Here is a 20047-nt window from a genome sequence, read left to right as displayed (position 1 = left end):
GGCCCAAAGGTCGTTTTTTTCTTCTCTCGGTTAACTCTTCTTTAAGCATTGATTGCTAAAGTAAGAGAAACAAAAATACTTCCATTGTGGGAATAGAAGGATGAAAGATGATATTTTTTAACAGAATACGACCCAAACAGCCCTTAAAAGAACTCAAATGGTTTGATATTGGTATTGTGACTGTCATTCTCTTTGGGCAATTCATTGTCCGCTCGATCCAGCTGTTTTTAGCCAGTTTTCAGCTAGTTGCGTAGACTGCAGTAGCCACAAGCAGTAGCAGTACTGCAAGTGAAGGAGCTGCTTATTCGAGCAACATGACCTTGCAGTTGATCTTGCTGACTCTAGCCCTTCTTTACTTGCTGCTCCGTCGCTTTGATTTTAAACAATTGCCGATCCGCTTCAAGTGGTCCACCTTGATCTGGGTGCCTTTGCTCTTTGCAGCGATGGGACTTTTTGGGGATGTAATCTCAACGGTTTCGGGTAAATACAATTACCTAAGTCCGACTCTTTGGCCTTTTATCGATCCTATGCAGATCCTCCATAAGTTCATGGTTTTGAGTCCCATGGCGATTGCTTATGGCTTACTCAATGGATTTTATGAAGAATTTTTCTTTTTGGGCTTAATGACTTCGGTAAGTGAGAAGAACAAGTGGAAGGCGCTGGCCTTTTCAACCCTGATCCGCTTTTCTTTCCATACCTATCAAGGGCTTCTCTGGGCCCTTGTGATTGGCGTCATTTATGGACTCTTTTATTACGTCATGTACAAGAAGGTCGTCAAGAATCTCTTGCCATTTTTCCTCATGCATGCCTTGGCAGATATGTTTGGCTCGAGTCTCATGTATCTCTTGATCAATTGGGGAAGTTGATCTTATAAAATTTTAGGAAAGGCTCTGTCAAGTGTTGACAGGCCTTTTTTTGAGTGCTATAGTAAAATCGTAAGCGCTTACCTAGTGAGGCGAACCAGATGAAAAGAGGGCTAGTCAGATGCCCTATAAAAAGAGGAGGACAGACAAATGGCAGGACCAGTGATAAAGGGAGAAAACTATCGGATCTCCGTATTAACGGAATCCTTGGTGCGCTTGGAATACTCAGAGGATGGTGTTTTTGAAGATGGTCAGACGCAAGTTGTACAAAATCGAGATTTTGGACCTGTTGCCTGTGAGGTTGTAGAGACAGAAGCTGTTCTCGACCTTCATACAGAGCATCTCCACCTCCATTTTGAAAAAGGACCTTTTGCACCGGATCGGCTTTTTATCGAACTCAAGGGTCAGTATGCAGTCTATGGGAGCCGGTGGCATTATGGAGATCAGCCGGAGACCTTAAAGGGGACCAGTCGGACGCTTGACGAGGTCGATGGGGCTATGGAGTTGCAAGATGGGATCTTGAGCAAGGCCGGTTATGCTCTTTTAGACGATTCCGCTTCCTACTTGTATGATGACGAAAGCGGGTTTAGAGCACGGCCCTATCCAGAAGTGGATTTGTATTTCTTCGGTTATGGGCGCGATTATCTAGGTGCCTTGAAAGATTTTTACCATCTGACAGGACAGCCACCCCTCTTGCCACGTTATGCTCTGGGAAACTGGTGGAGCCGCTATTGGCCTTATACCAGTCAGGAGTACACAGATTTGATGGATCGTTTCAAAGCAGAAGGGGTGCCTCTAGCAGTCAGTGTGATCGATATGGATTGGCACAAGACGGCGATTCCTGCTCGCTTTGGAAGTGGTTGGACTGGCTATAGTTGGAACCGGGATTTGATTCCTGATCCAGCTGCTTTCTTACATGGTCTGCATGAACGTGGTTTAAAGGTGACCTTAAATGTCCATCCGGCAGATGGAATTCGCGCCTTTGAAGATGCTTATCCCATGGTCGCAAAACGCTTGGGACTGGATGCGGAAAAAGAAGAAGCGGCTAGCTTTGACTTTTATAGTCCAGCCTTTCGCGAAGCTTATTTCGAAGATGTCCACCATCCTTTGGAAGATCAGGGAGTGGACTTTTGGTGGATTGATTGGCAGCAAGGTAGTCATGGCAAGATGGATCCCCTTTGGTTGTTAAATCACTATCATTATCTAGACAATTGCCGAAAAGGCCAAGCTGGTCTCATTTTATCACGATATGGGGGTCCCGGCAGCCATCGGTATCCGATCGGTTTTTCAGGGGACACTATTGTAACTTGGGAATCCCTAGCCTTTCAACCCTATTTTACCAGCACAGCTTCCAATATCGGCTACACCTGGTGGAGTCATGATATCGGTGGCCATATGCGGGGCTACTATGATGAAGACTTGGCTCTTCGCTGGTTGCAGTTTGGGGTTTTTAGCCCGATCAATCGTCTCCATAGTTCTTGTAATGCCTTTAACAGCAAGGAGCCGTGGTTTTACTCGCCAGAGACCTGTCGCTTTATGAAGCAGTATTTGCGCCTGCGCCATAGCTTACTGCCTTATCTCTACACCATGAATGTGGCAACGCACGAAGAAGGGCTGCCCTTGGTTCAACCCCTCTATTACCACTACCCAAACGAAGAAGAGGCTTATGAAGCGAAGAATCAATATTTCTTTGGCAGTGAACTCATGGTGGCACCAATTACCGAAGCGCTGGATCCTGTCTTTCATAGTGCTTCTGTGAGCGTTTGGTTCCCAGACGGCGTTTGGTACGATTTCTTCCATGATTGGAAGTATGAAGGAAGAGGCAAGCTTACGGTCTTTAGGACTAGCCAGGATGTTCCAGTCTTTGCACGTGCGGGAGCCATCATCCCTATGGATGCACAACCACAGACAGGAGTGAACCTTCCAGAAATGCTGGACTGGCATCTCTTCCCAGGCGACAATCGTTCCTTCGTACTCGTCGAAGGAGAAGGAGTTAGCAAGGTTGAAACCCGCGTAACAGTCGATTGGGATGAAAGAAAGATTAGACTGGATTTAACAGGTGATCTAGCCTTGCTTCCTGAAAAGAGACAGCACCGTTTCTTGCTCCATACCTTTGAGACAGCCCCTATTTTAGTGGACAATCAAAGTCAAGAAATTGCGATGGGTGAGCTGCAATCGCATCCGATTGCCAAAGAAGATCGGATGTTTGAGCTCTTAAAATCTGCCAACCTGGCCTACGATAGGAAAAACGAATTATTTGCGGCTTGTTCAAGAGCCAAGGATTGGAAACAGTTGATGAAGGTCATCACACCTTTAGAGGAAGGCTTGCGCCAACGTCTCTTTGAAGTGATTTATTCCAGTGAAGAGAATGAAGACTTGTAAATTCTTGCAATTTCACCCCTATTTTTGTATGATGAAAGTGATTTCACAATCATAAAGGAGAAGAAAAAATGGAACAAAAATGGTGGCATAACGCCGTAATTTACCAAGTTTATCCAAAAAGTTTCAAGGATAGTAATGGCGATGGCATCGGGGATCTCAAGGGGATCACGAGCAAGCTAGACTATCTGGAAAAGCTAGGGATTACAGCCATCTGGCTCTCACCAGTCTACAAGAGTCCCATGGATGATAACGGCTATGACATCTCGGATTACGAGGATATTGCCTCCATCTTTGGTACCATGGAAGATATGGAAGAATTGATCGCAGAAGGTCAGAAACGCAAGATCAAAATCATCATGGACTTGGTGGTCAACCATACCTCTGATGAGCATGCTTGGTTTATCGAGGCGCGTGAAAATCCAGACAGTCCAAAGCGGGATTTCTATATTTGGCGCGATGAGCCCAATGGCATTATTTCTGCTTTTAGTGGCTCTGCTTGGGAATTCGATGAAGCTTCAGGTCAATACTACCTGCATAACTTTAGTAAGAAGCAACCAGACCTTAACTGGGAAAATGAGGAGCTTCGTCATCAGATCTATGACATGATGAATTTCTGGATTGACAAGGGAATTGGTGGTTTTCGTATGGATGTGATCGATATGATCGGTAAGATCCCAGATCAGGAAATCATCAGCAATGGTCCCATGCTCCATCCTTACTTGAAGGAAATGAATCAAGCGACCTTTGGCGATAAGGATCTGCTCACAGTGGGAGAAACTTGGGGAGCGACTCCAGAGATTGCCAAGCAATACTCCAATCCAAAAAATCAAGAATTGTCCATGGTTTTCCAATTTGAACACATCGGCCTTCAATACCAACCGGGTCAACCAAAGTGGCACTACGCTAAGGAATTGGATGTGCCTAAATTGAAGGAAATTTTCACCAAGTGGCAGACGGAATTAGGAGAAGAGGAAGGCTGGAATTCCCTCTTTTGGAACAACCACGATTTGCCACGGATTGTGTCAACTTGGGGGGATGATGGCGACTACCGTGTCAAATCTGCCAAGGCTTTAGCGATTCTGCTTCACTTGATGAAGGGAACTCCTTATATCTATCAAGGGGAAGAAATCGGGATGACCAATTTTCCATTTAAGAGCCTTGAGGACGTAGAAGATATTGAGTCGATCAACTATGCTCATGAAGCCTTAGAAAAAGGGGTTCCTCTCGAAGTGATCATGGATCAAATCCGCCATATTGGTCGGGACAATGCCCGGACACCGATGCAGTGGAATGATGAAGCAGAAGCTGGCTTTACGACAGGTCGTCCATGGCTTGCGGTCAACCCAAACTACAAAGAGATCAATGTGGAGGCTGCCCTAGCAGATCCAGACTCTATTTTCTATACCTACCAAGCCCTCATTGCTTTGAGAAAAGAACACCCTTGGCTTGTGACTGCTGATTATGAATTGGTGGATGCAGCAGACAAGGTTTTTGCCTACAAGCGGGTAGAAGGAGAGCAAGCCTATTTGGTGGTTGTCAATCTCTCCAGTCAAGAGCAAGACTTACCGCTCGTCAATGGGGTTGAAGAGGTTCTCATTGCCAATACCAAGGTAGAGCAAGTCCTCGAATCAGGCAAGTTGGCCCCTTGGGATGCCTTTTGTGTCAAACTAGCCTAATAAAAGTAAGAAAAATAGAGGAAATTACTTCCTCGTAGAAGCAGGTCTTTCTCAGTAGAGAAGGCCTGTCAGATTGGGAACGACGTCATCTAAAAAACTTTCCTTAGGTGAGGACGGACGTCAGCGAACTTCTACGAAGTTCCAAGACTAATTATTGAGCCTTAGGTCTCAATAATTCCGAGTGCTAGAAACAATAGTGTTTCTAGCACTTTTCTTACGGCGGAAAGTTTCAGTAGATGATAGAATCATTCTAACGAATACATTTTTATAGAATTTCTTAGATTTGCAAACAGAAGCAGTTTGTTTATGCTTGCACAGGTCTTTCTCAATAGAGAAGGCCTGCTTTATTTTTAGGGGCGGTTCTTCTAGCAGAATCCGCTCAAAATCCGCTCAGAAATGGTTCAGGGAAGCTTGGGCTATAGGAAATATTTATAAGAAGTCCTAGTTTTTACTTTTGATTTCTGGTCTCAAGGCCCATTAAATCTGTGTTATAGTTTTTGGCTATATCAAAACTCGTGTAAAAGCAATTATACAAGATGCCTATCTTCTGATATGATAGTGTCAATTAGAATTTTTGGAGGACACAACATGTCAACTACAATTATCGGTTTCCCACGTTTGGGTGAATTCCGTGAATTAAAATTTACAACTGAAAAATACTTTAGAAAAGAAATCTCAGCAGACGAGCTCTTGGCAGCTGCTAAAGACTTGCGTGCTAAACACTGGAACATTGTTAAAGAACAAGGCATCTCAGAGATTCCTTCAAATGACTTCTCACACTACGACAATTTCCTTGATGCAGCCTTCCTTTTCAACGTCGTGCCTGCATCTGTTCAAAACTTGGATTTGACAGACCTTGAACAATACTTCGCTTTGGCGCGTGGTTACCAGGGTGAAAAAGGGGATGTGCGTGCCCTTCCAATGAAAAAATGGTTCAACACGAACTACCATTACATCGTTCCTAAATTTGAAAAAACAACAGAAGTGAAATTGGCTGGTCACAAGATTTTTGATGAGTACCAAGAAGCTAAAGATTTGGGCCTTAACACTCGTCCAGTAGTCGTTGGACCATTCACATTCCTTCAATTATCTGACTTTGAAGATGGTGTGAAAGCGGAAGACTTCGTCGACAGCCTGGCTGCTGCTTACCAAGAAGTCTTTGCAAAATTGGCAGAACTTGGTGCGACTCGTATCCAACTCGATGAGCCAGCTCTTGTCAAAGATTTGTCAGCTGAAGAAAAAGCTCTCTTCTTGAACCTCTACAACAAACTCTTGGCGGACAAGAAAGGCCTTGAAGTCTTGATTCAAACCTACTTTGGTGATGTTCGTGATATCTACAATGACCTTGTGAACTTGCCAGTAGATGGTATTGGTCTTGACTTTGTTGAAGGAAAGAAAACACTTGAATTGGTGAAAGGTGGCTTCCCAGCTGATAAGACCCTTTATGCTGGTATTGTGAATGGGAAAAACATCTGGCGCAACAACTATGAAAAGAGCTTAGAAATCTTGGATCAAGTTCCAGCTGAAAAGGTTGTCTTGACGACTTCTTGCTCCCTTCTTCATGTGCCATTTACAACGGCTAATGAAGAATTTGAACCAGCTATTTTGGACCACTTCGCCTTTGCGGTTGAAAAATTGGGTGAATTGCGTGACTTGGATGCCATCCGCAATGGTCAAGGTGCAGAAGCTCTTGCTGCCAACAAAGAACTCTTCGCAACCGAACGTGTCGGAGCAAATGCTGAACTTCATGCTCGTATCGCAGCGTTGACAGAAGCAGACTACACTCGTTTGCCAGCTTTCGCAGAACGCGAAGAAATCCAAAAAGAATCCTTCAAACTTCCAGCTCTTCCAACAACAACCATCGGTTCATTCCCTCAAACGAAAGAAGTTCGTGCTAAACGTTTGGCCTTCCGTAAGGGTGAATTGACTCAAGAAGAATACGATGCCTTCCTTGCTGAAACAATTGATGAATGGATTAAATGGCAAGAAGAAGTTGGTTTTGACGTGCTTGTACACGGTGAATTTGAACGGAACGACATGGTTGAGTACTTCGGTCAAAACTTGTCTGGTTACCTCTTCTCTAAAAACGGTTGGGTACAATCATACGGTATGCGTGGAGTGAAGCCACCAATCATCTGGGGTGATGTCACTCGTCTCAACCCAATCACTGTGAAATGGTCTAGCTACGCACAAAGTCGTACGGATAAACCTGTTAAAGGGATGTTGACTGGACCTGTTACTATTCTTAACTGGTCATTCCCACGTGAAGATATCTCTATCAAGGATTCTACTCTTCAAATCGCTCTTGCCATTAAGGATGAAGTTCTTGACCTTGAAGCTGCAGGCGTGAAAATCATCCAAATCGACGAGGCTGCTCTTCGTGAAAAATTACCACTCCGTCGTAGCGACTGGTATGAAGACTATCTTGATTGGGCGATTCCAGCCTTCCGCTTGGTACACTCAACTGTAGCGCCAGATACACAAATCCACACGCACATGTGTTACTCAGAATTTACAGATATCATCCCAGCTATCGACAACTTGGATGCGGACGTTATCTCATTTGAAGCTAGCCGTTCAAACCTTGAAATCTTGGATGAGTTGAAAGCCAAAAACTTCCAAACAGAAGTTGGACCTGGGGTATACGATATTCACTCACCACGTGTCCCACAAGACGGTGAAATTGATCACACTATCGAAGCGATCTTGGCGAAAGTACCAAGTGGCAAAGTTTGGATCAACCCTGACTGTGGTTTGAAGACTCGCGGAATTAAAGAAACAAAAGAAAGCTTGATCAAACTAGTTAATGCTGCTAAAGAAGCGCGTGAACACTTGTAAGAAAATGTTTCGAGGACCTTCTATCATCGTGTAGAGGGTTTTCGACTCATCCCTTATCCTAGAAACAGTGGCTCAAAGTTCTTGATCAACGAAACAAAAGAAAAGGATAGAATATGTCACAACACACACCGTCTCTGTCATTTGAAGTTTTTCCTCCAAATCCTGAAGTAGGCAATGCCAAACTCCTCCGGGCCTTGGCAAATATGCAGGAGCTAGCCCCTCACTTTATTAGTGTGACCGCTAGCAATAACAAATACAATATCAAAGAGACGACGGTTGCTTTAGCCAATCATATTCAGAATGAATTGTCTATTCCGACCATTGCCCACTTACCAGCTATCTATCTCAGTAAGGAAAAGGTAGCAGATACCCTTCATGAGTTAGATCAAGTAGGAGTTCACCGTATCTTGGCCCTTCGTGGAGATATTATTCCTGGTGTGGAACCTTTAAAAGACTTTCGTTATGCAACGGACTTGATTGAATTTATTAAAACAGAAGCTCCTCACTTTGATGTGATTGGTGCTTGTTACCCAGAAGGTCACCCAGATTCTCCAAATCAAATTTCAGATATTCAAAATCTGAAAAAGAAAGTGGATGCTGGATGTTCGAGCCTAGTGACTCAACTTTTCTTTGACAATGAGCGTTTCTATGATTTTCAAGATAAGTGTACTTTAGCTGGGATCAATGTTCCTATTCATGCAGGAGTGATGCCGATTCTTAACAGAAACCAGGCCCTTCGTCTCCTCAAAACTTGTGAAAATGTTCATATCCCACGGAAGTTTAAAGCGATTTTAGACAAGTATGAGCATGATCCAGAATCTCTTCGCGCAGCTGGCTTGGCTTATGCAGTCGATCAAATCGTTGATTTGGTTACTCAAGATGTGGCAGGTGTCCATCTTTACACCATGAACAATGAAGATGTCGCTTACCACGTCTACCAAGCAACAAAGGCCTTATTTGCTCATCAACCGAATTTTGAAGTGAATTAATCAACACTTTTAGTAGGAAGTGTAGAGATTGAGAAAGAATAGTTCTCAGTCTCTTTTTATTCGGGTCAATCACTTGCTAAAAACCAACTTTTTTTTTATAGTATTAATATGAAGTTTTTGGAGGCGCTTGCAATGAAAAAAGAGCTTAAGCTGAAATTATTTGGACCCCCTAAGGTTGTTTTTAATCAGAAAGATATTCGTTTTTCTTTTTCGAAGATGGAGGCCTTACTTTATTATTTAGCAGTTATGGGCCAGGTAAACCGTGATGAAATCGCCGGTATTCTTTGGGGAGCTAAGGAAAACCAAGTAGCCCGCAAAAACTTACGGAATACGGTTTACCAAGCCAATAAAATCTTTGAGGGAGATATCATTGTCTCTCCAAACCGGAGCAGTTTGGCTCTTAATCCTGATTTGAGTCTTTCTTTGGATGTCCAGTTCTTTGAAAGAGATCCACTAAGTGCCTTGGATCTATATCGGGGAGACTTTTTAGAGGGCTTCTATGTCAAAGATGATGAAGAATTTGATCAGTGGGCTTCTCGCAAACGGGATGCTTATAGGAAGCTCTACGTCGAAAGCTGCTATCAAAAAATTAAAAAGGTCGGTTTCGGAGATCCTAGTATAGAACTCTTGCTCCATCATTTGGTAGAGCTGGATGAATTTGAAGAGAAAAACTACCAGCTCTTGATGGAGTATTATAGTTTCCATCACCAGTTAGGAAAATTTTTCGAGACCTATTATAAACTTGTCGATTTATTGGATCGCGAGCTCGGTGTGCGTCCCAGTCGAGCGATTGAGGAACTTTATCACTCCGTTTTGGAAGCCAAACGAACTCATAAACTGACGAATCGCTTGAATATCCGTGAACTTTCCTTTTTTGGCCGGAAACAAGAACTCTCACAACTTGAGGAATACCTTTCCTTAGTCGAGACGGGTGAAGCAGTAGGTCCTTTTCTCGTGATGGGACAATCTGGGACAGGTAAGAAACGTCTGTTACGACAGTTGGTCTTGATGTCCAATCGCAGTTTTAACTTTATCAAGGTTGAAGGAAAAGCTACTAGTCAACGCTACGAAGGAAGTATTTGGAATGATCTCAAACAAGCTCTAGAGAAACTGGGAGATGAGATGGGGATTCCATTTCTGGAAGGGGAGGATGACCTCATTTCAGTGTGGAATCAGCTTCAAGGCCTTAGCAAAGAAAAACCGCTCCTGATTCTTCTTGAAAATGCCCAGTGGATCGATGCAGTGTCTCTAGAAAAAGTGAAACAACTAGAAGAGCGAAGAAATCAGGAAAAATGGCAACTAATTTTTACAGCGGAAGAGCCCCTACCAGATTTCTTTGTCAACTTCTTGGGGGGCTTGAAGGTAGAGAAACGCTTGTCTCAACTAGAGTTGACCAATTTTGAACCAAGTGAAAGTCGTGCTCTCTTGAAAGGGGAACTGGGAGCAATAGAGCCGGCCGTGATAGAGCAGATGGTCGAATGGAGTGAGGGCAGTCCGTTCTTGCTGTCCAGCTATATCGAAGAGTGGAAAGAAAATGAAAATTTAGAACCCTTGCCTGATATCATTCAAGCTTATCTTTCTCAGGAACTTGGAGATATGAGCAGTGAGGAAGAGGCCCTTCTTCACTACTTATCTTGTTTTCATAAGCCAATCTCCCTGTCTATCTTGGCAGAATTGACGGCTACAGAGCTTCCTGTTTTGACAGAATTAGTTGAACCATTATCTGAAAGAGGGATCGTCTCAATCGTAGAAGAAGGGGAGGATCTCTTGGTTCAATTTTGCAAGCAATTGGTAGCCATGTACTTTTACCATCTCCTCTCGCCAGCTAGACGGCGTCTCTTCCACCAACAAATTGCGCAAAAATTGGAAGAAACCTTAGAAGATTCGACGGACCTTCTCTTTTATAAGGAAATTGCCTACCAATACAAACAATCGCAAAATCCCTTGCGCTCCTTATCGTTTGAGTTGACCTACTTAGAAGAAATCCTTCAGCTGGAGCATGAACTGTTTCCGATTTATTCCAAGGCAGATGAGGGGCTCCTATCAGATGGTACAAATAGCCATTTGGACATTTTGGGAGAGCTATCCCGCCTACGCCAAGAATTAGATAACCTATTTTCAAGGCACCAAAGAGATAGAGAATACAAGTATTTGCAACTGCGTTACTTGTACCTAGAAGGTCGCTATTTTATTCGAAGTGGGGAGTATCAAAAGGGGATTCATGATATCCAAAAAGTCATCTCCTATGCGCGGGAACTCAAACAGTCAGACTTCCTCTTAGAGGGTTATCGGCAAATCATTTATTATTGCATTCAAACAGAAAATATTTCTGAGATGGCCTATTATACAGATTTGGCTCTGGAAGATGCTATCCAAGCTAACAATCATGAGATCATCGCGATCCAGTTGCGCTTGAAAGGCTTGTATCATCTGATGGTTGGGGATGAGGAGCAGGCGACCCGGCATCTGTATCGCTCCATTGATTGCTTTAGTTTGACCAATAGTATGCAGACCAAGTATGCCATTCAAATTGCGGCTTCTTTGGCCTATCTCGCTGAAATCGAGCAAATTAGGGGCCATTTCCAAGTAGCTGTCACCCACTTAGAAGAGGTTCTGCGTTTGGTGGGAGATCAAGCTGTTGATTCCGTCCGTGTCGTCTTTGATATTGATCTTGGGATCGCCTATTATTGGAAGGGAGATTTGATCCAAGCTCGCCGCTGTTTTGACAGAGCTCAGAAGATTTTGTCCAGTGTTCGCTTCCCTTGGAAGGAAGAATTGCTCGAATTTTACCAATCCTTAATTGCTTGTCAGCAAGGAGATCAAGAAAAGGTTGCGGCTTATCTGGCTCGAAAAGAAATGACGATGAAACCATCTGCTAATTCTCGGGATAAGGGAATGGTTCATTATCTATTAGCTTACTTATCTGATCAAAAGGAGAAAGGAGAAGAGCTCGCTCCTGCCCTGAGCACCTTCTTGAAAGAAGATAAGAATTACTACAAGAAGGTGGCAGAGCAACACTTGAATCCCTACAGAGATCGTCAGTTTCTTAAGAAATTAAAAGACCTGTAGTGTCTCTTATCTAAATCATAAGTGAAGGATAAGAGGCCATGCCTCCTTTCAGACAAAGATCATTGTGTCTGAAAACGAAGAAAAAGCATAGAAATACCCTAGTAATGGGTGTTTCTATGCTTTTTATGTGTGTAGAAATCTTCTTAGTTCAGTTTTTGTTGCGCCAATATTTGGGTCAAGTAAAAGATAAAGGTCGCAGCAAGATTTGAAGTATGATTGTCAATGTCATGAGGAGGAGAAACTTCCACGACATCAAATCCGATTAGCTTACCACTAGCAGCAATGTGTTGGAGAAGCAGGAGGGCTAGTTTAGGATCGACACCAAGTGATTGGATGGCGCTAACACCAGGAGCAGAGCCGACCGCAAAGCAATCCATATCAATAGACAGATAGATCGCGGTTTGGTTTTCTAAAAATTGATCGATTCGATCCAGAATGGCTTGGTGGCTCATCTGGAAGAGATCTTGGCCAGTTAAAAAATCAATGCTTGGTGTTTTAGCAACGTAATTAAAGAGGAAGAGGTTATTATTGTGCTCTTGGATCCCCAGGATGAGGTAAGGGAAGTCCTGACCTTTTTCTTTAGCATGATCAGCCATTTGACGAAAACCTGTTCCAGAATTGGGACCGGTTTGGTCGTAAGGTCGCAAATCAAAGTGGGCATCCAGATTGATCACAGCCAGTTGTTCATCTTTTTCTAAACTGGATTGAATCCCTAGATAGTGGCCGTAAGCAGTTCCGTGACCGCCTCCTAGGACAATGGGTTGGATCCCTAATTGGTACATGCGCTGGATCGCTTGTGAGAGACTTTCTTGGAGTTCTTCTAGTGAATGGTTAGGCCCGTCAATATTTCCCACATCATACACTGTCACATTGGTTCCCCAGTGCCATGGAAGTTTAGCGATTTGAGAACGGATGGCTGTAGGACCCTCGACTGCTCCCACACGCCCATTATTGATATAGACTCCTTTGTCGCTCTTAAAGCCGATGATCCCAAAGGTCATCCCCTCAAATGGAGTGAGGGTCTCGTCGTTTAGGTCTAAAAATTTGGTGACCATTCCCCATTTGGCCGTGTAGGGATTGTCCTCGATGCTACCTTGGTAGTAGCTGTAGGTCATTGGATAGTAGTTTGTGAGCAAGCTTGTCGCCTCCCTTATTTTTCTGAAAGCAGGCAGAGGCTGAGAAGATCGCCAGCCTCTGTTTTGCTTTATTCTTACTGTATCAGTATTGAATGCTTAAGTCAACTGCTTTTTCGATGGTTGCTAAGAATTCTTCGCTTTCGACAACAGCAGATGCTTTATTAAGTTCTTCAAAGATTTCGATGTCTTTGTCAAATTCAATGAAGGAAACCTTGTTGCGGATCAGGTCATAGGCAGGTTTTGTACCTTTACCAAGTTCATGATTTTCTGGTTTGAGATCCAAGGCTTGGCAGGCTGCCATGATTTCAGTAGCAACGATGCGACGGGAGTTCTTAAGAATTTCAGCCGCTTTACGAGCTGCTGTTGTTCCCATGCTGACGAAGTCTTCTTGGTTTTCACAAGATGGGATAGAATCGACGCTAGCTGGGTGAGACAAGATTTTGTTTTCAGATGCAAGGGATGCACACGCATACTGGGTAATCATGAAGCCTGAGTTGAGTCCAGGGTGTTTAACCAAGAAGGATGGTAATTTACTAAGCTGGCTGTTGACCAAGCGTTCCACCCGACGTTCAGATACGTTTCCGATTTCAGAAAGGGCGATCCCTAGGAAGTCAAATGGTTGTGCCATTGGTTCTCCGTGGAAGTTCCCGCCGGAGATGACGTGGCCTTCTTTAGTAATAATTGGATTATCTGTCACAGAGTTGATTTCGATTTCAACTTTTTCTTTTACATAAGCAATAGAATCCTTGCTGGCTCCGTGGATTTGAGGGATACAACGGAGTGTGTAAGGGTCTTGGACCCGTTGTTGGGTTGCAACGGTTGTGTTTTTGCTTCCTTCAAGGAGGTTACGGATGTTGCGAGCAGTTGCCAATTGTCCACTTTGAGGACGGATGGTATGAAGGTCTTCTTCAAATGGACTGGTAATCCCATTGTGGACTTCCATTGAGAGAGCACCGGCAATGTCAGACAGTTTAAGCAATTGAATACCGTCGTAGGTTGCAAGAGCTCCGATACCGGTTAGAACGGTTGTACCATTGATCAAGGCAAGCCCTTCTTTGGCAGCCAATTGGATTTTTTCAATACCAGCTTGGTCGAGAGCTTCTTGACCGCTTAAGAGTTGCCCCTTGTAGTAGGCCTGTCCAAGTCCCAACATTGGTAAAACCATGTGAGATAGAGGAGCGAGGTCTCCAGAAGCTCCGAGAGAGCCTTTTTCAGGAATATAAGGAGTGACTCCTTTATTAAGTAATTCTAACAGCTTTTCAACAGTTGACAAACGAATGCCAGAATAGCCTTTCAAGAGCGAGTTGATACGGATCAGCATGATGGCACGAACGGCATCTTCAGGAAGTGGATCACCGAAACCAGATGAGTGTGTTCGGATCAAGTTTTCTTGCAGTTGAACTGTATCTTCTGGAGAAATGCTGACATTACAGAGGGAACCAAAGCCAGTGGTCACACCATAGACAACTCGTTTTTCACGGACGATATCATCGACAATTTTACGGGATGCGACGACAGCTTCTTTTGCTTGTTCGTCAAGCTCACATTGGGCACCATGGCGAGCTACAGCGATGACGTCTTCGAGTGTTAAGCTATTGCCGTCTAAATGAATCAATTGAGTCATATAAAACCTCCGATTATGAATAGTTGTTCTGTAGAAGTATGTTTGTGTACTTCAATTTGAATACCAAACATGGGCCCATTGTCTATTGATCATAAAAATTGAAAAGAGTCATAGAGAAAAGGGCTCAGGTTTGACATTCGTGGAGTCCTAGATGGGATAGGGAGCAAAACCGAGCTTCGCTCCCGCCTCTGTTCCCATCTACTGTGTAAAGAAAATTAGTGAGGAAGGGTTTTCGATTTATGTAGTTTATCGCCGTGGAAAACAAAGTAGAGTCCACTTGCGATCACGAGACCGATGGCACCCCAAACAAAGTTCATCAGGTTGTCCCCTGCGATCATCAAGATACTAATGACAACAGCTAGAACTGGGATAACGGGACCAAATGGTACTCGGAAGGTAACCTTTTTGTCTGGGTACATTTTTCTGAGTTTGATGGCTGCCAAAGCAGTTGGAATGTATTGGAAGAAACGGAAGACAACACTGAATGTTGCTAATGATTCGAAAGAGCCAGATAACAAGAGTAAGAAAGCGAAGATACCAGAGATGATAATGGCAATGACAGGGGCATTCTTAGAGTTTGTTTTTCCAAGCCCTTCTGGCAAGAGTTTTTCAGTTGCTAATGCGGCACCAAAACGAGGGACCATGATGGATTCACCGATGTTTAGACCGGCGATTGAAATGAGGGCTCCGTAAGAAACGAGTGGAGCTCCGATAGGGCCAATCATTTCGACAAATGCGTCTTGTACTGGTGCACCAGTTTGCATAATGCGACCACCAAGCATGGCGATTGTTCCAGCGATGATCAACATGTAGAGAACAGATACAATACTAATAGAACCTAGAATAGCGCGGGGAACATTCTTTTCAGGGTTGCGCATTTCCCCTGCAACGATAGACATGGTTTCAAATCCGATGAAACCGTAGAAGATGTAGACGGCTGTACTAGAAATAGAACTGAAGAGGTTTGTTCCACTTTCCAATTGAAGGAAAGGTGTGAAGTTGCCTTTGCTCACGCCACCGGAAATGAAGAAGATGGCAAAGAGTGAGAAGAGGACAATTGGAATTAATTTTGCAACAGTAGCTGTCAGAGTAAACATCTTAGAGGTTTTCAGACCGGCAATGTTCATCAGACTCAAGAGAATCAGCATACCGATACTGATCGGAAGGTTGTAGCCTTCAAATGCTGGGAAGGTGATGATGAAGATCTTAGCAAAGCCGGCTAACATGGCAGCCCAAGCGATAACAGTAACGGCCCAACCGAGAATCCCAACGTTAAAGCCAACGAAGTCTCCGAAAGCGGCTTTTGAGTATTGCATGGCTCCACCATTTTTGTCGAAGTAGCCAGCTGTTTCAGCCAGACAGGCTGATAGTAGCATGACGAGAATGGCAACCCCGAACATGACAGCTAGAGAAGCTGGTCCGAGGCCAGAATAAATTTTTTGAGGGAGGAGGAAGATACCAGATCCGATTACGGCGTTGATACCGTAAAGAGTGGCACCGCTAAAGCTGAATTTCGCTTTTTCTTGTTCCTCAATTGACTGTTTATGTGCTCCGTTCATAATGTTTCTCCTTTGTGAACATTATTGTAGTCCAGTCCAGATAGCAATCGGTTGCTCCCCAGACTGATGGGGTAAAAACGTGATTGTCATCTCTTGAAGAGGAGATGCTTGTTCGATCACCAGGAGCTCGTGAGTTTGGAGAGTTTGAGAATGATTGGTTCCCCATTCGAGTGTTAGTGGACAGAGAGCGTAGATCAATTGATAGCGACTCTGACTTTTGACACTCTCTTTTGGGGATATAGCACTCATATGCCCCTGATAAGAAGGTTTGTAAATCAAATTAAAGTCTTGACAAGTCCCTTGGCTAGATACAGGATCTCCCCCATCAAAGAAGTAGCTTTGAAAGGGGTTCAAAACCACTTCTTTATGGTGATGGGTGAGCCTAATGGAGGCATTCAAGGGCATCAAGATTCGGTGGTAGCCCGTGAGATCGGTAAAGTTACTTTTTTCAACCTCTACCGTTGCAGTAGAGAGGCGGAAGTCAAAGGTCCGATCTGGATAGCTTCCTCCCTCTGGGGAGAGAAAGAGTTGGGTGGTTTGGCCACCGGACCAGGTAGAAATTTGATAATCTGCGGGGGTAAGATGAAGGAGAGTCACCATAGGACGCCTTCTTTCTTAAAAGAGACCAGTGATATTGCCGTGGGCATCGATATCAATCTTTTCACTGGCAGGAACTTTAGGTAGGCCAGGCATGGTCATAATGGTACCAGTGAGAGCGACGATAAAGCCAGCTCCGGCTGCTACCTTAAGGTTACTGATTTTTACAGTGAAATCTGTCGGTGCTCCAATCTTCTTGGCATCATCGGAGAAGGAATATTGTGTTTTGGCCATACAGATTGGGTAGTTGGAGAAACCAAGTGCTTCCAATTCTTTCAGTTCGCGTTTGGCCGCTGGTGTTAAGCTGATGCCTTTACCACCATAGACTTTGGTAACAATCTTGGTCAATTTTGTTTCAATGCTGTCTTCTTCGTCATAGACATAAGAGAAGTGGTTTTCTTCTTGAGCCAGTTGAATGACTTTTTCAGCCAAGTCACGGCCGCCAGCTCCACCATTTGCCCAGACATCTGAAATGACCACATCTACATGGCGTTTCTTACAAGATTCATAGACAGCTTCTAGTTCAGCCTCTGTATCCAGTGGGAATTTGTTAATGGCGACGACCACAGGTAGGCCATAGACTTCTTGGATGTTGGCCAAGTGTTTGTCTAGGTTTGGTAGACCATCGATAACGGCTTGGACATTTTCAGTAGCCAAGTCTGCCTTGGCAACCCCGCCATGCATTTTGAGGGCACGGATGGTTGCGACGAGGACAACGGCAGCAGGTTTGAGCCCGGCCATGCGGCACTTGATATCGATGAATTTTTCAGCACCGAGGTCTGCTCCAAAACCAGCTTCTGTCACGACATAGTCTGCATATTTGAGGGCTAGTTTAGTAGCCAGCACACTGTTACAGCCATGAGCAATATTGGCAAATGGTCCGCCGTGGATGATGGCAGGAGTATGCTCCAAGGTTTGCACCAAGTTTGGATGAATGGCATCTTTGAGGACAGCTGCCATGGCACCTCCAGCCTTGAGATCTTTGGCTGTGACCGGTTGTCCTTGGTAGTTGTACCCAATAATGATGCGATCAAGACGTTCTTTGAGATCAAGGATATTTTCTGAGAGACAGAGAATGGCCATGATTTCAGAAGCCACGGTGATGTCAAAGCCATCTTCACGAGGAACTCCGTTTGTTTTTCCTTGAAGACCATCGACAATATGACGGAGTTGACGGTCGTTCATATCGACCACCCGTTTCCAGGTGATGCGACGAGAATCGATGCCCAACTCATTGCCGTGATGGATATGGTTGTCAATCAAGGCTGCAAGCAAGTTGTTGGCAATCCCAATGGCATGGAAGTCTCCGGTAAAGTGAAGGTTGATATCTTCCATTGGAACCACTTGGGCGTACCCGCCACCGGCAGCTCCACCCTTGATCCCAAAGACCGGGCCAAGAGAAGGTTCGCGGAGAGCAATGACGGCTTTTTCACCAATAGCTGAGAGAGCATCGACTAATCCAACAGAGGTGGTTGTCTTTCCTTCTCCAGCAGGTGTCGGAGAGATGGCTGTCACGAGGATCAGCTTTCCATCTTCCTTATCCTTGAGTTTTTCCAGTTGGTTGCTATCAATTTTTGCCTTGTATTTTCCGTAGAGCGAAATATCGTCTTCGGTCAATCCAAGTTCAGCAGCGATATCGGTGATGGGCTTCATTTGGACAGAATTGGCAATTTCAATATCCGATAAAACCATAGAATCCCTTCTTTCTTTATATTTGTTTGCTAGGTTTAAGATAGACTTTCTAAAATGGTTTGGTAAATGTTATCTGCAAGATCAGAACCGGTTTGGAGGAGTTCGAGTCCCTTGCTATGGTATTCTTGGACGAAGTCTTGGTCCTTGATTCCTGAAATGTTGATCAAGACATTGAGCCAAGCACCTTGAAGGCCAGCTTTAAGATTCAGAGCAGCTACCCCTAGGTCACTAGCCGCATTGGTGTTGGACTTGCCAACAGCTTCTTTGGTGGTTTCAAGAGCCTCAACGATGAGCTCCATCATAGAGAAAGGAGATACTGTCGCGTGTTTCAAAGCTTTTTGCATGGCTTCACGACGAGCGGCTTTCTCTTCTTCCGTTTCTTTTGGAAGATCAAAGACAGCTGATACGACGTTGAAGGCTTCTGTATCCTTGTCGATGGCTTCTAGTAATTGGTCTTGGAGTTGAGCGCTTTTTTCGTGAACCCCTTTGATGTGGTCTTCAAATTCAGCGTATTTTTTCTTACCAATGGTCAGTTCACAGACCATTTTTGTAAGGGAAATCCCATTTGCAGCGGATAGGGCAGCAGCAGAACCACCACCTGGAGCTGGAGCATCCGAACCAAGGACCTTGGCAAACTCCGTAATACTTAAGTCAACTAGTTTCATAGAACTCCCTTTCTAACCCAACAAGTGATTTTCCAAGACTTGTTTGCTGTAGTCAAAGTCTTCTAATTGTAAGTAGTATTCAGCAGAGTCGATCAAAGCCTTAGCAGGAGCCAGTCCAATGAGTTCTGTTCCGATGATGCGAACACCATAGCGTTGCGCTTCGAAACGAACGGTTTCCACAACACGATACAATGGGAATTGTTCCAAGTTGACCATATTGATGGAGACTTGGGCGATGTTGCGATCTTCTAGCATGACACCGATCGCTTTACAGTATTTGTATCCACCGCTTGATCCACGAATGATTTTAGAAATCTTATTGGCAATCTCTAGATCGTCTGTATCAAGGTTGATATTGAAAGCAACGAGTGGCATCCGGACACCGACAGCTGTAACCCCTGCAGTTGGGTGAATCTTGCGTTCACCGTAGTCTGGCTTCCAGTCTTCTTCCAACAATTTTTCTGGCATTCCTTCAAATTGTCCTTTACGCACTTTCGCCAAGTTCTTCCGTTCTGGGCGAGTTGCAGCATCTTCATAAAGGAAGATTGGAATACCTAATTCACGATTGATGCGTTCGGCTACTTTGTTAGCAATCTCAACGCATTCAGCTGTAGTGATATCTTTAACGGGAACGAATGGACAAACGTCTGTTGCCCCCATACGAGGGTGTTCGCCTTCGTGCTTGGTCATATCAATGTTTTCAGAAGCGTATTTCACCAATTGGAAAGCCACTTCTTGAATGCTTTCTTCATCCCCAACGAGTGTAAAGACGCTGCGGTTGTGACTGGCGTCAGACGAGTAGTCTAGTAAAGTGACACCTGGAATACTTTTTGCTGTTGCTGCTAATCCGTCGATCACAGCTTGATTGCGTCCTTCAGAGAAGTTTGGAATACACTCAACAATTTTTGCCATATGATTACCTCTTTTTATAGGAGAAGTTGGGGAGGAGGAGTCTTT

12 protein-coding genes and 1 pseudogene are annotated in these 20047 nt (G+C 44.3%); 6 read left to right on the top strand and 7 right to left on the bottom strand.

Annotation, left to right across the window (positions count from 1 at the left end; all coding sequences use genetic code 11):
- The first annotated feature begins 107 nt into the window (after positions 1-107).
- The 6 genes and pseudogenes from QM351_RS05680 to QM351_RS05655 all read left to right on the top strand — a co-directional run bounded on the left by QM351_RS05680 (position 108) and on the right by QM351_RS05655 (position 11817).
- A pseudogene (locus QM351_RS05680) lies at positions 108-866 on the top strand (CPBP family intramembrane glutamic endopeptidase).
- Between the two features lie 147 nt (positions 867-1013).
- Positions 1014-3245, top strand: coding sequence for a TIM-barrel domain-containing protein (locus tag QM351_RS05675; protein ID WP_414326920.1), 2232 nt, complete (start codon positions 1014-1016; stop codon positions 3243-3245).
- A gap of 68 nt (positions 3246-3313) precedes the next feature.
- Positions 3314-4921 carry an alpha-glucosidase gene (locus QM351_RS05670; protein ID WP_414326918.1) on the top strand — a complete coding sequence of 536 codons (1608 nt, stop codon included), beginning with the start codon at positions 3314-3316 and terminating at the stop codon, positions 4919-4921.
- A 588-nt stretch (positions 4922-5509) separates the two neighbouring features.
- Positions 5510-7759 (top strand): 5-methyltetrahydropteroyltriglutamate--homocysteine S-methyltransferase, encoded by a 2250-nt coding sequence (metE, locus tag QM351_RS05665; RefSeq protein ID WP_414326917.1) that lies wholly within the window; start codon positions 5510-5512, stop codon positions 7757-7759.
- A gap of 113 nt (positions 7760-7872) precedes the next feature.
- Entirely contained in the window at positions 7873-8748 is an 876-nt protein-coding gene (gene metF, locus QM351_RS05660) for a methylenetetrahydrofolate reductase [NAD(P)H] (protein WP_049490369.1), read from the top strand.
- A 132-nt stretch (positions 8749-8880) separates the two neighbouring features.
- Positions 8881-11817 (top strand): AAA family ATPase, encoded by a 2937-nt coding sequence (locus tag QM351_RS05655; RefSeq protein WP_414326915.1) that lies wholly within the window; start codon positions 8881-8883, stop codon positions 11815-11817.
- Between the two features lie 143 nt (positions 11818-11960).
- Here QM351_RS05655 and hutG read toward each other — a convergent pair whose 3' ends face one another.
- The 7 genes from hutG to ftcD all read right to left on the bottom strand — a co-directional run bounded on the left by hutG (position 11961) and on the right by ftcD (position 20002).
- A complete protein-coding gene (gene hutG / locus QM351_RS05650; protein ID WP_024054987.1) occupies positions 11961-12953 on the bottom strand; it encodes a formimidoylglutamase in 993 nt (330 codons plus the stop codon).
- Between the two features lie 82 nt (positions 12954-13035).
- Positions 13036-14577 carry a histidine ammonia-lyase gene (hutH, locus tag QM351_RS05645; RefSeq protein WP_414326912.1) on the bottom strand — a complete coding sequence of 514 codons (1542 nt, stop codon included), beginning with the start codon at positions 14575-14577 and terminating at the stop codon, positions 13036-13038.
- A 215-nt stretch (positions 14578-14792) separates the two neighbouring features.
- Positions 14793-16136, bottom strand: a complete 1344-nt coding sequence (locus tag QM351_RS05640) for an APC family permease (protein WP_003008649.1) — start codon at positions 16134-16136, stop codon at positions 14793-14795.
- A gap of 21 nt (positions 16137-16157) precedes the next feature.
- Positions 16158-16736 carry a HutD family protein gene (locus tag QM351_RS05635; protein ID WP_003013270.1) on the bottom strand — a complete coding sequence of 193 codons (579 nt, stop codon included), beginning with the start codon at positions 16734-16736 and terminating at the stop codon, positions 16158-16160.
- 15 nt (positions 16737-16751) lie between these two features.
- Positions 16752-18425, bottom strand: coding sequence for a formate--tetrahydrofolate ligase (locus tag QM351_RS05630; protein WP_023919037.1), 1674 nt, complete (start codon positions 18423-18425; stop codon positions 16752-16754).
- A gap of 35 nt (positions 18426-18460) precedes the next feature.
- Positions 18461-19090: a cyclodeaminase/cyclohydrolase family protein gene (locus tag QM351_RS05625; RefSeq protein WP_023919035.1), complete on the bottom strand. Its 630-nt coding sequence runs from the start codon at positions 19088-19090 to the stop codon at positions 18461-18463.
- 12 nt (positions 19091-19102) lie between these two features.
- Entirely contained in the window at positions 19103-20002 is a 900-nt protein-coding gene (gene ftcD / locus QM351_RS05620) for a glutamate formimidoyltransferase (RefSeq protein ID WP_003008641.1), read from the bottom strand.
- Positions 20003-20047 lie beyond the last annotated feature (45 nt).

The sequence above is a fragment of the Streptococcus parasanguinis genome, from assembly GCF_047465465.1.
GTDB lineage: Bacteria > Bacillota > Bacilli > Lactobacillales > Streptococcaceae > Streptococcus > Streptococcus parasanguinis_AI.
The sequence above is the reverse complement of the archived record's forward strand: the minus strand, read 5'-3'. Positions and strand labels throughout refer to the sequence as shown.

What these genes read in the sequence shown, in the direction of transcription:
- QM351_RS05675 (WP_414326920.1), top strand. Translation starts at nt 1,014, where the DNA reads ATGGCAGGACCAGTGATAAAGGGAGAAAACTATCGGATCTCCGTATTA.
- QM351_RS05670 (WP_414326918.1), top strand. Translation starts at nt 3,314, where the DNA reads ATGGAACAAAAATGGTGGCATAACGCCGTAATTTACCAAGTTTATCCA.
- metE (WP_414326917.1), top strand. Translation starts at nt 5,510, where the DNA reads ATGTCAACTACAATTATCGGTTTCCCACGTTTGGGTGAATTCCGTGAA.
- metF (WP_049490369.1), top strand. Translation starts at nt 7,873, where the DNA reads ATGTCACAACACACACCGTCTCTGTCATTTGAAGTTTTTCCTCCAAAT.
- QM351_RS05655 (WP_414326915.1), top strand. Translation starts at nt 8,881, where the DNA reads ATGAAAAAAGAGCTTAAGCTGAAATTATTTGGACCCCCTAAGGTTGTT.
- hutH (WP_414326912.1), bottom strand. Translation starts at nt 14,577, where the DNA reads ATGACTCAATTGATTCATTTAGACGGCAATAGCTTAACACTCGAAGAC.
- QM351_RS05640 (WP_003008649.1), bottom strand. Translation starts at nt 16,136, where the DNA reads ATGAACGGAGCACATAAACAGTCAATTGAGGAACAAGAAAAAGCGAAA.
- QM351_RS05635 (WP_003013270.1), bottom strand. Translation starts at nt 16,736, where the DNA reads ATGGTGACTCTCCTTCATCTTACCCCCGCAGATTATCAAATTTCTACC.
- QM351_RS05630 (WP_023919037.1), bottom strand. Translation starts at nt 18,425, where the DNA reads ATGGTTTTATCGGATATTGAAATTGCCAATTCTGTCCAAATGAAGCCC.
- QM351_RS05625 (WP_023919035.1), bottom strand. Translation starts at nt 19,090, where the DNA reads ATGAAACTAGTTGACTTAAGTATTACGGAGTTTGCCAAGGTCCTTGGT.
- ftcD (WP_003008641.1), bottom strand. Translation starts at nt 20,002, where the DNA reads ATGGCAAAAATTGTTGAGTGTATTCCAAACTTCTCTGAAGGACGCAAT.